The sequence below is a fragment of the Lysobacter sp. DMC97 genome (assembly GCF_056313745.1).
In genome coordinates this window covers 110,537-125,256 of record NZ_JBQUZR010000007.1, presented here as the reverse complement: position 1 = coordinate 125,256, position 14,720 = coordinate 110,537, and the positions used below count along the sequence as shown (strand labels likewise).

Annotated in this window: 13 protein-coding genes; 5 read left to right on the top strand and 8 right to left on the bottom strand. The window is 71.4% G+C overall.

Going from position 1 to position 14,720, the window contains the following annotated elements:
- Positions 1-121 precede the first annotated feature (121 nt).
- Positions 122-721, bottom strand: a complete 600-nt coding sequence (locus ACT53Q_RS16045; RefSeq protein ID WP_476187657.1) for a HutD/Ves family protein — start codon at positions 719-721, stop codon at positions 122-124.
- A gap of 140 nt (positions 722-861) precedes the next feature.
- Positions 862-1,197, bottom strand: coding sequence for a ComEA family DNA-binding protein (locus ACT53Q_RS16040; protein ID WP_476187656.1), 336 nt, complete (start codon positions 1,195-1,197; stop codon positions 862-864).
- A gap of 261 nt (positions 1,198-1,458) precedes the next feature.
- Here ACT53Q_RS16040 and ACT53Q_RS16035 point away from each other — a divergent pair, with 261 nt between their 5' ends.
- Together ACT53Q_RS16035 and ACT53Q_RS16030 are read left to right on the top strand one after the other, a co-directional pair.
- On the top strand, positions 1,459-2,967 hold the full coding sequence (locus ACT53Q_RS16035) for a M20 family metallopeptidase (protein WP_476187655.1): 1,509 nt from the start codon (positions 1,459-1,461) through the stop codon (positions 2,965-2,967).
- A gap of 152 nt (positions 2,968-3,119) precedes the next feature.
- Positions 3,120-3,356 (top strand): GlsB/YeaQ/YmgE family stress response membrane protein, encoded by a 237-nt coding sequence (locus ACT53Q_RS16030; protein WP_476187654.1) that lies wholly within the window; start codon positions 3,120-3,122, stop codon positions 3,354-3,356.
- 87 nt (positions 3,357-3,443) lie between these two features.
- Here ACT53Q_RS16030 and cysN read toward each other — a convergent pair whose 3' ends face one another.
- Positions 3,444-5,357 (bottom strand): sulfate adenylyltransferase subunit CysN, encoded by a 1,914-nt coding sequence (cysN, locus tag ACT53Q_RS16025; protein WP_476187653.1) that lies wholly within the window; start codon positions 5,355-5,357, stop codon positions 3,444-3,446.
- Positions 5,357-6,265 (bottom strand): sulfate adenylyltransferase subunit CysD, encoded by a 909-nt coding sequence (gene cysD, locus ACT53Q_RS16020; protein WP_476187652.1) that lies wholly within the window; start codon positions 6,263-6,265, stop codon positions 5,357-5,359. Before cysD ends, cysN begins: the two co-directional genes overlap by 1 nt.
- A 245-nt stretch (positions 6,266-6,510) precedes the next feature.
- On the opposite strand from cysD, the gene ACT53Q_RS16015 reads away from it, so the two are divergent.
- From ACT53Q_RS16015 to ACT53Q_RS16005, 3 genes are read left to right on the top strand one after another with little or no spacing between them, the layout of a single operon-like run.
- A complete protein-coding gene (locus ACT53Q_RS16015; RefSeq protein ID WP_476187651.1) occupies positions 6,511-8,343 on the top strand; it encodes an assimilatory sulfite reductase (NADPH) flavoprotein subunit in 1,833 nt (610 codons plus the stop codon).
- Entirely contained in the window at positions 8,343-10,055 is a 1,713-nt protein-coding gene (gene cysI, locus ACT53Q_RS16010) for an assimilatory sulfite reductase (NADPH) hemoprotein subunit (RefSeq protein WP_476187650.1), read from the top strand. Before ACT53Q_RS16015 ends, cysI begins: the two co-directional genes overlap by 1 nt.
- Positions 10,052-10,795 (top strand): phosphoadenylyl-sulfate reductase, encoded by a 744-nt coding sequence (locus ACT53Q_RS16005; protein WP_476187649.1) that lies wholly within the window; start codon positions 10,052-10,054, stop codon positions 10,793-10,795. Before cysI ends, ACT53Q_RS16005 begins: the two co-directional genes overlap by 4 nt.
- Positions 10,796-10,801: 6 nt before the next feature.
- On the opposite strand, the gene ACT53Q_RS16000 is transcribed toward ACT53Q_RS16005, so the two are convergent.
- The 4 genes from ACT53Q_RS16000 to ubiH form a co-directional block, all read right to left on the bottom strand.
- On the bottom strand, positions 10,802-11,299 hold the full coding sequence (locus ACT53Q_RS16000; RefSeq protein ID WP_476187648.1) for a hypothetical protein: 498 nt from the start codon (positions 11,297-11,299) through the stop codon (positions 10,802-10,804).
- Positions 11,300-11,339: 40 nt separating this feature from the next.
- The gene (gene lgt, locus ACT53Q_RS15995) at positions 11,340-12,149 is read right to left on the bottom strand and encodes a prolipoprotein diacylglyceryl transferase (protein WP_476187647.1); all 810 of its coding nucleotides are present in this window, start codon (positions 12,147-12,149) and stop codon (positions 11,340-11,342) included.
- Positions 12,150-12,227: 78 nt separating this feature from the next.
- Complete coding sequence (locus ACT53Q_RS15990) at positions 12,228-13,433, bottom strand: FAD-dependent oxidoreductase (protein WP_476187646.1); 1,206 nt, start codon at positions 13,431-13,433, stop codon at positions 12,228-12,230.
- Positions 13,430-14,695: a 2-octaprenyl-6-methoxyphenyl hydroxylase gene (gene ubiH, locus ACT53Q_RS15985; protein WP_476187645.1), complete on the bottom strand. Its 1,266-nt coding sequence runs from the start codon at positions 14,693-14,695 to the stop codon at positions 13,430-13,432. The genes ACT53Q_RS15990 and ubiH overlap by 4 nt, the downstream gene beginning before the upstream one ends.
- Positions 14,696-14,720: the final 25 nt, after the last annotated feature.

Below are 14,720 nucleotides of genomic sequence, written 5' to 3'. Positions count from 1 at the left end.
AGGGTAAGGAGGCATCCGCCGGAAGTTCTTGATCATGCTCAACATCGCGGGCCATGCAGGACCCGGACCATGGTCGAATGCCGCGTTCTTCGTCGGGGATCGCAATGCGAACCGCCCGCAGTCACACTTCCGGCGTGCGCCTGCGGAGCCGGGCGATCAGCGCTTCGCCGCTGCCATCGATTGCAAACCGTTCCCGCGCCCCATCCGCCGATAGCAGCAGGCTATCGCCCATCGCGATGGCCGCGGTGTCGTCGCCGTGCGTGCAATGTGCACGGCCGGACAGCAGGAACACCAGCCACCGCTCCCCGGGCTCGACGAACAGCACCATCAGGCCCACCAGCGGGCGATGCCACAGCTCGGCCTCGACGCGATCGCGCCGCCACATCAGGTTGAGGTCGTGGGTGGGGCCGTCGATCAGCTCGCCCGTGAGCGCGCGCTCGCCGGCGAAGCGCACGCGGCCATGCGGCGGCACGACCTCGCGCAGTTCGCCGTCGTCGAAGCGCAGGCGCACGCCGTTGCCGTGCAGCAGCACCAGGATGCGCTCGATGCCGGGGAACGACGAGAACGGCCCGTCGTGCTCGATCTCCGCGATCGACAGGCGCCAGTCCCAGTCGTCCGCGCCTTCGGGCATGCGCAGCACTTCGCGCGTCCAGCCATGGCCGTTGCGCCAGCGTTCGCGGCGGTATTCGTGGGCAGGCAGCGGGCGAAGGAAGGACGACATGCCGGTCTCCGTGCGGACGCCGCAGTGTAGCGGAGGCCATCGCGCGCTCCATGCACGGATGCCCTGTGCAGGAACGCACGCAGGCCGCGCGGGAAGGCGCGGCCTGCGTGACGGATGGATCGGCGGAAGGGAACGCGGGATCAGCGGGCCCGCTGCGCGGCCACCGGCGCCTTGGCCGGCGCCGCGACCGGCGCAGCGCCACCGACGAGGATCATCTCGCGGTTCTTCTCGACCGTCTTCAGGCCGATGCCCTGCACCTGCGCGAGCTGCTCGGGGCTGCGGAACGGGCCGTGCGCCTTGCGGTAGGCGACGATCGCCTCGGCCTTGGCGGGACCGACGTTGACCAGCACGCGATCCAGCGTCGCGGCGTCGGCGGTGTTGATGTTGACGCGCTCGGCGGCGAAGGCGCTGCCCATGAGGGCGATCGACAGGGTGGCGGCGGCGATGATGGCGTTCAGGGTCTTGGTGGCGAACATGGCGGATCTCCTGGGAATGAAGTGGATGTCGGATGTGAAGGTCTGTGCGGCGGCGCCGCGGGTCCTGCTTCGTTGACGGTGGCGGGCCGTTGGGCTGCGCTGCGTCGACAGGGACAGTCTCCGGATCCACGGGGGTCGGCCACATCGCCGGATCGCCCGCCGGAGGGCCGGGCAACGCCGCATGCGGGGGTCGGGAAATTCCGACCCCTCGGCGGGCCGGGCGTACAATGCGGGCCTGTTTCCGAACCGGACCAAGCCTCCATGGATTCCACCCGCATCGAGTCGACCGCGCTGCAGGCCTTCGTCGGCGAGAAATGGGACGACGAGATCGTTCCCCAGCTCGTCGACTACATTCGCATCCCCAACAAATCGCCGATGTTCGACAGCGACTGGGTCGCGCACGGCTACATGGACGACGCGGTGGCGCTGATGGAACGCTGGGCGCGCGCGCAGAACGTGCCCGGCATGCAGGTCGAAGTGGTGCGCCTGCCCGGCCGCACGCCGCTGATCTTCATCGAAGTGCCCGCCAGCGCCGACGCCGGCACCGGCGACGACTGCGTGCTGATGTACGGCCATCTCGACAAGCAGCCGGAGATGACCGGCTGGGACGACGGCCTCGGCCCGTGGACGCCGGTGCTGAAGGGCGATCGCCTGTACGGCCGCGGCGGCGCCGACGACGGCTACGCGATCTTCGGTTCGCTCGCCGCCGTCCAGGCGCTGCAGGCGCAGGGCGTGCCGCACGCGCGCTGCGTGGTGATGATCGAGGCCTGCGAGGAATCCGGCAGCTACGACCTGCCCGCCTACGTCGACCACCTCGCCGCGCGCATCGGCAAGCCTTCATTGGTCATCTGCCTCGACTCCGGCTGCGGCAACTACGACCAGCTGTGGTGCACCACGTCGCTGCGCGGCCTCGCCGGCGGCAACCTCACGGTGAAGGTGCTGTCCGAAGGCGTACACTCGGGCGATGCGTCCGGCATCGTGCCGTCGAGCTTCCGCATCCTGCGCCAGTTGCTGGCACGGATCGAGGACCAGAACAGCGGCCGCATCCTCATCGACGGCCTGCACGTGGAAGTGCCGGCCGACCGCTACGCGCAGGCACGCAAGTGCGCGCAGGTGCTGGGCAGCGCGGTGCACGACAAGTTCCCGTTCCTGCCCGGCATGACGCCGATGCGCGGCGATCTCACCGAACTCGTGCTCAACCGCACCTGGCGCCCGGCGCTGTCGATCACCGGCGTCGACGGCATGCCGCCGCTGTCGTCGGCGGGCAACGTGCTGCGTCCCTACACCTCGCTGAAGCTGAGCCTGCGCCTGCCGCCCACGCTCGACGGCAAGCGCGCCGGCGAACTGCTGCAGGCCGCGCTGCTGAAGGATCCGCCGTACGGCGCGGAAGTCACGCTGGACCTGGAGAAGGCCTCGTCCGGCTGGAACGCGCCGACGATGACGCCGTGGCTGGACAAGGCCATCGACGCCGCCAGCCGCGACGCCTTCGGCAAGCAGGCGATGTACATGGGCGAAGGCGGCTCGATCCCGTTCATGGGCATGCTCGGCGAGAAGTTCCCCGGCGCGCAGTTCATGATCACCGGCGTGCTCGGCCCGCACTCGAACGCGCACGGCCCGAACGAGTTCCTGCACATCCCGATGGGCAAGCGCGTGACCGCCTGCGTGGCGCGGGTGATCGCCGAACACCGCGAGGCCAGCGTGCGCGGGGAGACCACCGGCATCGCCGCAGTGGCCGGCGGCGAACAGCACGGCAGCCACGGCTGCTGCTGATCCGCTCCGCCAAGCAGTGAACGCGACGCCCCGGCCGGTCCGGGGCGTCGTCGTGTCCGGCCATGCGAACGGCCTGCGGCCCATGCCGCACTGCAGCGTCGGGCGTAGCCTGTGCGCGCGCCAGTCCTGCGCCCGGCAGTGGGGGCATCGTCATGTTCGAAGGCATCCTCGGCTACATCATCGGCGGCGCGGTCATCGGCCTGCTCGCCCGCCTGGTCAAACCCGGCGCCGATCCCATGGGCTGGATCATGACCATCCTGCTCGGCATCGCCGGCGCCGCGGTGGGCGGCTATCTGTATGCGGGCCACGGGCTGCGGACCTGGATCGTCGCCATCGTCGCCGCGGTGGTGATCCTGTTCGTGTACGAATCGATGCGGAAAAAGAAATAGCCTGTACCGATCGCCAGCCCTGAACGCGAACGCCCGGCCGGAGCCGGGCGTCGTCATGGTCGGCGGCATCGATGCGATGCGCCAGCCTCAGCCCTCCAGCAACCGCGCCACCACGCGCTCCGCCAGCAACTCCGGCGCCTCGCCGGCGGTGTGCAGGTGCAGTTCGGCCGCTTCCGGCACTTCGTACGGCGAGGAAATGCCGGTGAAGTTGGGGATCTTGCCGGCGCGCGCCTTGGCGTAGAGGCCCTTCACGTCGCGGCGTTCGGCTTCCTCCAGCGGGGTGTCGACGAACACCTCGATGAACTCGCCGGCGTCGAAGAGTTCGCGCGCCATGCGGCGCTCGGCGCGGAACGGCGAGATGAAGCTGACCAGCACGATCAGGCCGGCGTCGACCATCAGCTTCGCCACTTCGGCGACGCGGCGGATGTTCTCGACGCGATCCTCGTCGCTGAAGCCGAGGTCCTTGTTGAGGCCGTGGCGGACGTTGTCGCCGTCGAGCACGTAGGTGTGCAGGCCGAGCGCGGTGAGGCGCTTCTCGACGAGGTTCGCGATCGTCGACTTGCCCGAACCCGACAGGCCGGTGAACCACAGGCAGTGCGGGCTCTGGCCGAGGCTGCGCGCACGCGCGGCCTTGTCCACTTCCAGGTGCTGCCAGTGGATGTTGCCGGCGCGGCGCAGCGCGAAGTCGAGCGTGCCGGCGGCGACGGTGGCATGCGTCTGGCGGTCTATCAGGATGAAGCCGCCGAGTTCGCGGTTCTCGGCGTAGGGCTCGAACGCGATCGGCTGGTCGAGGTGCAGGTTGCACGCGCCGACCTCGTTGAGTTCGAGATGCTTCGCGGCGAGATGCTCCTGCGTGTTCACGTCGACGCGGTGCTTGATCTCGGTGACCGTGGCGCCCACGGTGCGGCTGCCGAGCTTCAGCCAATACGGACGACCCGGCAGCAGCGTGCGCTCGCCCATCCACAGCACATGGGCGGCGAACTGGTCGGCGACTTCCGGCGGCGCATCGGCGGCGGCGATGACGTCGCCACGGCTGATGTCGATCTCGTCCGCCAGCGTCAGCGTCACCGCCTGCCCGCGCACCGCGTGCGGCAGATCCTGGCCGTCGCCGCCGACCACGCGCGCCACGCGCGAGCGCCGGCCCGACGGCAGCGCGACCACGGCATCGCCGGGCGCCACGCGGCCGGACACCAGCGTGCCGGCGAAGCCGCGGAAGTGCTGGTCCGGGCGGCACACCCACTGCACCGGCAGGCGCAGGGCGTCGGCACCGGCGTCGCCGCCGACCTCGACCGTTTCCAGGTGCTCCAGCAGCGACGGGCCGCCGTACCACGGCGTGCGCGGCGAGGCCGCGAGCATGTTGTCGCCGTCCAGCGCCGACAGCGGGATGCAGGTGACCTGCGCGATGCCCAGCCGCGCCGCCAGCGCGCGATAGTCGTCGGCGATCTGCGCGAAGACGGCTTCGTCGAAGTCGACGAGGTCCATCTTGTTCACCGCCAGCACCACGTGGCGGATGCCCAGCAGCGACACGATGTAGCTGTGGCGGCGGGTCTGCGTGAGCAGGCCCTTGCGCGCGTCGACCAGCACGATCGCGAGGTCCGCGGTGGACGCGCCGGTGGCCATGTTGCGGGTGTACTGCTCGTGGCCGGGGCAGTCGGCGACGATGAACTTGCGCCGCTCGGTGTTGAAGAAACGGTAGGCGACGTCGATGGTGATGCCCTGCTCGCGCTCGGCCTGCAGGCCGTCGACGAGCAGCGCGAAATCGATGCGCTCGCCCTGCGTGCCGTGGCGGCGGCTGTCGGCCTCCAGCAAGGCGAGCTGGTCGTCCAGCAGCAGCTTGGTGTCGTGCAGCAGGCGGCCGATCAGCGTGCTCTTGCCGTCGTCGACGCTGCCGCAGGTGATGAAGCGCAGCAGCTGCTTGCGCTCGTGCTGGTGCAGGTAGGCGGCGACCGCCTCGGCGGCGTCCTGTTCGGGCGCGCCCGGCAGGGAAGTGGTGTCGCTCATCAGAAATAGCCCTCCTGCTTCTTCTTCTCCATCGACGCGGAGGGATCGTGGTCGATCACCCGCCCCTGCCGCTCGGACGTGGTCGCGACCAGCATCTCGGCGATGATCTTCTCCAGCGTGTCGGCCTCGGACTCGATCGCGCCGGTCAGCGGATAGCAGCCCAGCGTGCGGAAACGCACGCGGCGCAGCGCCGGCGTCTCGCCCGGCTGCAGCGGCAGGCGGTGGTCGTCGACCATGATCAGCGCGCCGTCGCGTTCCACCACCGGGCGCTCGGCGGCGAAATAGAGCGTCGGCACCGGGATCTTCTCGCGGAAGATGTAGAGCCAGACGTCCAGCTCGGTCCAGTTCGACAGCGGGAACACGCGCACCGATTCGCCCTTGTGGATGCGGGTGTTGTAGAGGTTCCACAGTTCGGGGCGCTGGTTCTTCGGATCCCAGCGGTGCTGCGCGGTGCGGAAGGAGAAGATGCGCTCCTTCGCGCGCGACTTCTCCTCGTCGCGGCGCGCGCCGCCGATCGCGGCGTCGAAGCCGCCGGCGTCCAGCGCCTGCTTCAGCGCCTGGGTCTTCATCACGTCGGTGTGCACGGTGGCGCCGTGGGTGATCGGGCCGATGCCCTGCGCCACGCCGTCGGGATTGGTGTGCACGGACAGCGCGATGCCGGTCTCCTGCGCGCGACGATCGCGGAAGGCGATCATCTCGCGGAATTTCCAGCCGGTATCGACGTGCAGCAGCGGGATGGGCGAGCGCGCCGGCGCGAACGCCTTCTGCAGCAGGTGCAGCAGCACGGAGCTGTCCTTGCCGATCGAGTAGAGCATCACCGGGTTGCGGAATTCGGCCGCGACCTCGCGGAGGATGTGGATGCTCTCGGCTTCCAGCCGGTCGAGATGGTTCAAAGCGGGAGACACCATGGGTGGGGGGATTCCGGGACGACGCCGGCGTCGATGGAGGAGCTCGGCGGGGATCGAAGCATCCGGACGCGCCCGTGGAGGAGGACGGCACGACGGCGGACGACGGGTAGGGGTCCAGTATCCGCGACCCTCCGCGCAGCCGAAAGGCCGCGGCGGCATAAGCGCATAACGACCGATCCTTTCCGCCCGCGGGCGACGGCCCCCTAGTCTGGCCCCCTGTTTCGTTACACGCGCGGATTCCCCTAATGTCGCCCGCCTCCCCCGTCCTCGCCCCGGCCGTCGTGGCCCCCTCGCCGATCGCGGCGGAGGCCTACGAGCCCCTGGTCCGCATCGTCGACGGCCTCGACGGCAACGGCCTGTGGTGGCTGTCCGGCTACGCGGCCGGGCTGGCCCGGGCCCGCGGCGGCGCCGCGGCGGCCACGCTGCCGGCCCCGGCGGCGTCCGCCGTCGCCCGCGAGCGCCTGACCGTCGTCTACGGCAGCCAGACCGGCAACGCCCGCCGCGTGGCCGAGGCCCTGGCCGCCCGCTGCGAGGCCGACGGCCTGGCGGTCCGCCTGCTGCGCGCCGACGCCTACCCGGTGCGCGAGCTGAAGGACGAGCGCTTCCTGGCCGTGGTCATCAGCACCCAGGGCGACGGCGATCCGCCGGACGACGCCCGCGCGCTGGTCGAATTCCTCGACGGCAAGCGCGCCCCGCAGCTGCCGCAGCTGCGGTTCGCCGTGCTGGGCCTGGGCGATTCCAGCTACCCGCAGTTCTGCGCGATCGGCCAGCGCCTGGACGCCCGCTTCGAGGCGCTGGGCGCCCGTCGCTGGCTGGACCGCGGTGACGCCGACCTCGACATCGACACCGTGGCCGGCCCGTGGGCCACCCGCCTGTACGTGCAGGCCCGTGAGGCACTGACAACGCAGGCCGCGGCGCCGCTGGCCAGCGTCACCCCGCTGCGCCCGCACGCCGCGCCCGTCGCGTGGACCCGCGAGCACCCCTACGCGGCCGAGCTGCTGGCGAACGTGCGCATCACCGGCCACGGCTCGGACCGCGACATCCGCCATCTCGAAATCGCGCTGCCCGAGGGCGGCCTCGACTACGAACCCGGCGACGCGCTGGGCGTGTGGATCGAGAACCCGCCGGCGCTGGTGCAGGCGATCACCGATGCGCTGGGCCTGGACGCCGACGCCGCCGTCGAGCATGCCGGCGAGAGTCTGCCGCTGCGCGACTGGCTGGGCCGCAAGCGCGAGATCACCCGCCTGCACCGCCCGTTCGTGGCCACCCACGCCGCGCACGCTGGCAGCGACGCGCTGAACCGCCTGCTCGCGCCCGACCAGCGCGAAGGCCTGACCGCGCTGATGGCGCAGTCGCAGATCCTCGACCTGCTGCGCGAGCATCCGGGCGCGTGGAGCCCTGAGCAACTGGTCGAAGCGCTGCGCCCGCTGCAGCCGCGGCTGTACTCCATCGCTTCCAGCCGCAAGGCCGTGGGCGACGAGGCCCACCTCACCGTCGCCCACGTCGAGTACCGCCACGGCGACGAACTGCGCTGGGGTGCGGCCTCGCACCATCTCGCCACCCGCGAGGACGGCGCGACGCTGCCGGTGTTCATCGAAGCCAACGACCGCTTCCGCCTCCCCTCCGACGCCTCGCGCGACGTGATCATGATCGGCCCGGGCACCGGCGTGGCGCCGTTCCGCGGCTTCGTGCAGGAGCGCGAGGCGATCGGCGCAACCGGCCGCCAGTGGCTGCTGTTCGGCAACCCGCACGCGCGCAGCGATTTCCTCTACCAGATCGAATGGCAGGACGCGCTCAAGCGCGGCAGCCTGCACCGACTGGACCTCGCGTTCTCGCGCGACCAGGCGCAGAAGGTCTACGTGCAGCATCGCCTGCGCGAGCGCGGGCGCGAACTGTTCGCGTGGCTGGAGAACGGCGCGCACCTCTACGTCTGCGGCGATGCCACGCGCATGGCGAAGGACGTGCACGCGGCGCTGCTGGACGTGATCGCGACCCACGGCGGCAAGTCCGCCGAGGACGCCACCGACTACCTCAACGCGCTGCAGGCGCAGGGCCGCTACGCGCGGGACGTGTACTGATGAGCACGCATTCGGTCGAAGACATCAAGCGCCAGAGCGGCCGCCTCCGCGGCACGCTGGTCGAATCGCTGTCGAACCAGATCACCGGTGCGCTGGCCGAGGACGACCAGACGCTGATCAAGTACCACGGCAGCTACCAGCAGGACGACCGCGACGTGCGCGACGAGCGCCGTCGCCAGAAGCTGGAGCCCGACCATTCCTTCATGATCCGCACGCGCACGCCCGGCGGCGTGGTGTCGCCGGCGCAGTGGCTGAAGCTGGACGCGATCGCGACCACCTACGCCGAGCGCGGCCTGCGCGTGACCACGCGCCAGGCGTTCCAGTTCCACGGCGTGATCAAGCGCGACCTGAAGCAGACGATGCAGGCGATCAACGCCGCGATGATCGACACGCTCGCCGCCTGCGGCGACGTCAATCGCAACATCGCCGTGGCCGCGAACCCGTACCTGTCGCAGGTCCATACCGACGTGCAGGCGCAGGCCGAGGCGGTGTCGAAGCACCTGCTGCCGAACAGCCGCGCGTACTACGAGATCTGGCTGGACGAAGAGAAGATCGCCGGCAGCGGCGAGGAAGAGGAGCCGATCTACGGCGCCACCTACCTGCCGCGCAAGTTCAAGATCGGCTTCGCGGTGCCGCCGGACAACGACGTCGACGTGTTCGCGCAGGATCTTGGTTTCATCGCGATCGTGGAGCACGGCGCGCTGGCCGGCTACGTCGTCACCGCCGGCGGCGGCATGGGCTCGACGCACGGTGATCCCGAGACCTACCCGCGCGTCGCCGACGTGCTGGGCTTCATCGCGCCGGCGGACGTGATCCGCGTCGCCGAGACCGTCGTCACCACCCAGCGCGACTGGGGCAACCGCGCGGTGCGCAAGCGCGCGCGCCTGAAGTACACCATCGACGACCACGGCCTGGACGCGTTCCGCGCCGAAGTCGAAAAGCGCGCCGGCATCGCGTTCGCGCCGGCCCCCGCGTTCGCCTTCGACCACAACGCCGACCGCTTCGGCTGGTCGCAGGGCGACGACGGCCTGTGGCACCTCGCGCTGCGCATCCTCGCCGGCCGCATCTGGGACCGCGACGGCCTGCGTCACCTGTCCGGCCTGCGCGCGATCGCGACCGCGCTGGACGTCGACGGTACCCGCGCCGAATTCCGGCTCACCGCCAACCAGAACCTGCTGATCGCGAACCTCGACGACGCGCAGCGCGAAGCGATCGACGCGCTGGTACGCGAGTACGGCCTCGACACCCACGTCGCCGCCTCGCCGGTGCGCCGCGCCGCGCTGGCCTGCGTCGCGCTGCCGACCTGCGGCCTGGCGATGGCCGAAGCCGAGCGCTACCTGCCCGCGTTCATCGACCGCATCGACGCGCTGCTGGCGACGCACGGCCTGGCCGACGCCGACCTGCACGTCCGCATCAGCGGCTGCCCGAACGGCTGCTCCCGCCCGTTCCTCGGCGAGATCGCGCTGGTCGGCAAGGCCCCGGGCCGCTACAACCTGATGCTCGGCGCCGACCACATCGGCCGCCGGCTCAACAGTCTCTACCGCGAGAACATCGACGAAGCCGCGATCCTCGCGGCGCTCGATCCGCTGTTCGCCCGCTATGCCGCCGAACGCGCCCCCGGCGAGCGCTTCGGCGACTTCCTCGTCCGCGCCGGCATCGTTTCCCTCGACAGCACCGGCAGCCGGACGCTGCCTCTGGAGTTGGTCGCATGACGCTTCCCGATCCCGTCGCCGCCGCCGAGTCGCCGCTGGCGCTCGCCGAACTCAACCGCTGGCTCGCCACCCGCACCGCGCCGGAGCGCGTCGCGTGGGCGATCGAACACCTCGCCGGCGCGCACGCACTGTCGTCCAGCTTCGGCGCGCAGGCCGCGGTCGCGCTGCACATGACCACGCAGGCGAAGCCGGACATCCCGGTGATCCTGATCGACACCGGCTACCTGTTCCCCGAGACCTACCGCTTCGTCGACGACCTGACCGAACGGCTGTCGCTGAACCTCAAGGTGTACCGGCCGCAGGTCGGCATCGCCTGGATGGAAGCGCGCCACGGCCGGTTGTGGGAAGAAGGCGTCGAAGGCATCACCCGCTACAACCAGCTGCGCAAGGTCGAACCGATGCAGCGCGCGCTGCGCGAACTCGGCGTGCGCACCTGGATCGCCGGCCTGCGCCGCGGCCAGTCGGATTCGCGCGCAGCGCTGGATTTCCTGCAGTTGCGCGACGGTCGCTGGAAGCTGCATCCGATCGCCGACTGGACCGATCGCGACGTGTGGCAGTACCTCACCCAGCACGAGCTGCCCTACCACCCGCTGTGGCACGAAGGCTACGTGTCGATCGGCGACGTGCACACCACGCGGCGGATGGAGGACGGCATGCGCGAGGAGGACACCCGCTTCTTCGGCCTCAAGCGCGAATGCGGCCTGCACGAGGACTGGGGCGATCTCGCGAAGACCGCGTGAGTCGCCTCAGGACTGCGCGTCGACGATCGCGGCGGCGAACGCGAGCACGAACACCACGATCAGCAGCGCCAGCACCGCCGCGAAGCCTAGCGACAGCGGCACCGCCCAGCTCCGCCGCGGATAGGCATCGCCGAACCGCTGCTTGACGTGTTCGACCTGCGCCTTGCCGTTGCCGTAGTACCACGCCAGCAGCACGCCCAGGCCGGAAAAACGGAACAGCAGGTCCAGCCCGGGCGATTCGGGCAGCACCAGTGCCAGCCCGGCGCTCACGACCGTGAAGACCACCGTGCCGATCGCCCAGTGCTTCGCCGATGCGGCGCGCGCGGGGTCGCCCAGCGCCTGCCAGTTCTTCATGTGCAGGATCGCGCTGAACGTCGGCGTCAGCACCAGCCCCCAGAGTGCGGAGGCGTTCGGGTTCCACAGCGGCGGCGCCTGCTCGCCGGCCCCCTGGCCGGCATCGGCGACCACCGCCTGCGGCGGGGCATAGGGATTGCGTGGGTCCATGCGCGTTCTCGAGTGAAGGATGGGGATGTACCGGGCGTGATCAGGCGGCGCCGGCAGTGTCCGCCACGGGCTTCGGCCCGCGCAACGCCCGCGCCACCATGCCGATGCCGATCAGCACGAACGGCACGCTCAGCCACTGGCCGACGGTGAAGGTCTGGCCCTTTTCGTAGGCGGCCTGCGGCGTCTTCACGAACTCCACCGCGATGCGTGCGGCGAAGATCGCCGCCAGCAGCACGCCCGACAACAGCCCGTGCGGCGTGCGCGCGCCGTAGCGTCGGTAGAGCCACGCCAGCAGGCCGAACACCAGCAGGTAGGCCGCGGCCTCGTACAGCTGCGCGGGATGCCGCGGCTGCGCGTCGACGGCCTCGAACACCACGCCCCAGCGCCCCGACGTCGGCAGCCCGACGATCTCGGAGTTGAGGAAGTTCGCGATCCGGATGCACACCGCGACGAACGCGCCGGGAATGGCGACGCGATCGACCAGCCAGAGGAAGGCCGGGCGCGGCACCAGCCCGCGGGTTCCCAGCCACAGGCCGATCAGCAGCCCGGCCACGCCGCCGTGGCTGGCCAGCCCGCCTTCCCAGATGCGCAGGATCGCCAGCGGATGCGCCAGGTAGTACGCAGGCTCGTAGAACAGGCAGTGCGCCAGCCGTGCGCCGATCACCGTGCCCAGCAGCGCATACATGAACAACCGCTCCGCCTGCGCCGGATCGCGGCCTTCGCTGCGGAAGATGCGCTGCAGCATCATCAGCCCGAGATAGAAGCCGCCGACGAACAGCAGCCCGTACCAGCGCACGGTCAGCGGACCGAGCGAGAACAGGACGGGATCGAAATGCCAGTGCAGGATCATGGGAGCGTCGGATCGGAAGGAAGGAGGGCGCTGCCGACGTCACGCGACAGCGGAGACAGCGCATCGGCGGCGCACGGGTCAGATCCCCGCGGCGTGCCGCCACAGCGCGCGACCGAGCGGCGGGATCGCGCCGGCGAGGCCCAGCGCGCGGCCGCGCAGCAGGGTCGCGGCAACGTCGTCATTCGAGAACACGCGGTTGATGAGGCTGAAGGCCTGCGCCGAGGCGGTGGCGTCGCTGCGGCGCGCGCGCGCCCAGCGTTGCAGGCGATGCGGTGCGGCCCAGTCGGCGCGCTTCGCCTGCGCATCGGCCACCGTCGCCGCCAGTGCGGACACATCGCGCAGGCCGAGGTTCACGCCCTGCCCCGCCAGCGGATGCACGACATGCGCGGCATCGCCCATCGCCAGCACGCGGCCGGCGAGATAGGCGTCGGCGAGCTGCCGGCGCAGCGGGAAGCCGACGCGGCGCGTCAGCGGCCGGCACGCGCCGAGGCGCCCGGCGAAGGCGCGTCCCAGCGTTTCACCGAAGGCCGCGTCGTCGAGCGCGAGCACGCGCGCGGCTTCAGCGTCGGGCAGCGTCCACACGATCGAGCTCACGTGCGGTGCATCGGGCCACGCGCCGCACGGCAGGAACGCCAGCGGCCCGGTCGGGAGGAAGCGCTGCCACGCCGTGTCCTCGTGCGGACGCTCGGTGGCGACGTAGGCGACCACGCCGCGCTGCACGTAGTCCTCGGTGCGGGTGGCGATGCCGGCGAGGTCGCGCAGCGTCGAGCGCCCGCCGTCCGCGGCGATCGCGATGCGCGCGTCCACGCGCAGGCCGTCATCGAGTTCCAGCGTCGCGCCATCGTCGGCCTGCTCCAGCGCCGTGACCGAGGCCGGGCAGCGCACGGTCACGTTCGACGCGCGCAGCGCCGCCCACAGCCGGTCCTGCAGCAGCGCGTGTTCGACGATCCAGCCCAGCTGCGGCACCGCGAACGCGTCGGCATCGAAACGCAGTTCGTCGCCGCCCGCGGCGTCCCACACGCGCATGCGCCGGTACGGCTGCGCGCGCGCGGCGGTCACCGCGTCCCACACGCCGAGCGAATCGAGCAGCGCGGCGTTGTCGGGGGCGAAGGCGTAGACGCGCAGGTCGGGCTCGGCGGCCGACCACGCCGGCGGTTCGGCCTGCTCGATCAGCGTGACCTGCAGGCCCTGCTTCGACAGCGCCAGCGCGCAGGCGGCGCCGACCACGCCACCGCCGACGACGGCGGCATCGGCGCGGCGGCCGGACACGGGACGACGGCTCATGCGGCAACTCCACGGCAGAGGGCGGGCACGTCGCCGCGATAGCCCATCGCGCTGCCGACGAGCTGCGCGCGCAGCGCGGCGTCGTGGTCGAGCGCGAGCAGGCCGAGGCCGCGCAGCGGCGACACCAGCGGCGACGGATTGGCGGTCAGGCGCGCGAGCCCGTCCGAGAAGGCGAGCGTGCGCGCGCGGTCGTCGCGACGGCGACGCGCGTGTTCGGCGAGCACCGCGGCATCGCCGGCGTCCTCGCCGCGGGCGCGGCCGGCGGCGATGCATTCGACCAGCGTCAGCGCGTCGCGCAGGCCGAGATTGAAGCCCTGTGCGCCGATCGGATGCAGCGTCTGCGCGGCATTGCCGACCACGACCGCGCGCGGCGCGACCAGGCGTTCGGCGAGCACGCGCACGATCGGATACGCGCTGCGCGGCCCGACCGAGAGGAACCGGCCGGCACGCCAGCCGAACACGCGCTGCAGCCGCGCGACGTAGGCCGCATCATCGAGCGCGGCCACGGCATCGGCCTCGTCGGTGGCGACGCCGTGGATCACGCCGTAGTGGCCGTCGCCGCGCGGCAGCACGGCGGTGGGGCCGGTGTCGGTCAGGCGTTCCCACGCGGTGCCGTCGGGTGCGCGTTCGCCGCGCACGCGGGCGACGAACAGCGTCTGCCGGTAGTCGTGGCGTTCGGCCGCGATGCCCAGCGCCTCGCGCACGGCGCTGGCGGTGCCGTCGGCGGCGACCACCAGCCGCGCGGCCAGCGTGCGTTCGCCGTCGGCATCGGCCACGCGCATGCGGCGCAGCGGGCCGAGGCCATCGTCGTCGAATCCGAGGAAGCGCACGGGACGATGACGACGCAGACGCGGAAGATCGGCGAGTTTCGCCTCCAGCGCTTCGCCGAAATCGCGGGCGACCACGACCTGCCCGAACGCGGCGCGGCCGTGGTCGGCGGCTTGCAGCAGGACGCGGCCGAAGTCACCGGCGCGGCTGATGTGGATGCGGGCGATGGCGCCGGTCGGCGCGCGCAGCCGCGGCAGCACGTCGAGCGCCTTCAGCGCGTGGAGGCTGGCCTCGGCGAGGCTGAGGTTGCGCTGGTCGAACACCGCGGGCAGCGCGCCCGCGGGCGCGGCCTCGATCAGGCCCACGTCGAGGCCGAGGCCGTCCAGCGCGATCGCGAGACTGGCGCCGACGAGGCCCCCGCCGACGATCAGGACATCATGAACGGGCCCGTCGACGGACAACGGGGACGATGGCACGGGGTCGGGCGAAGACATTGCGCTATGCTACCGCCTCTGCATT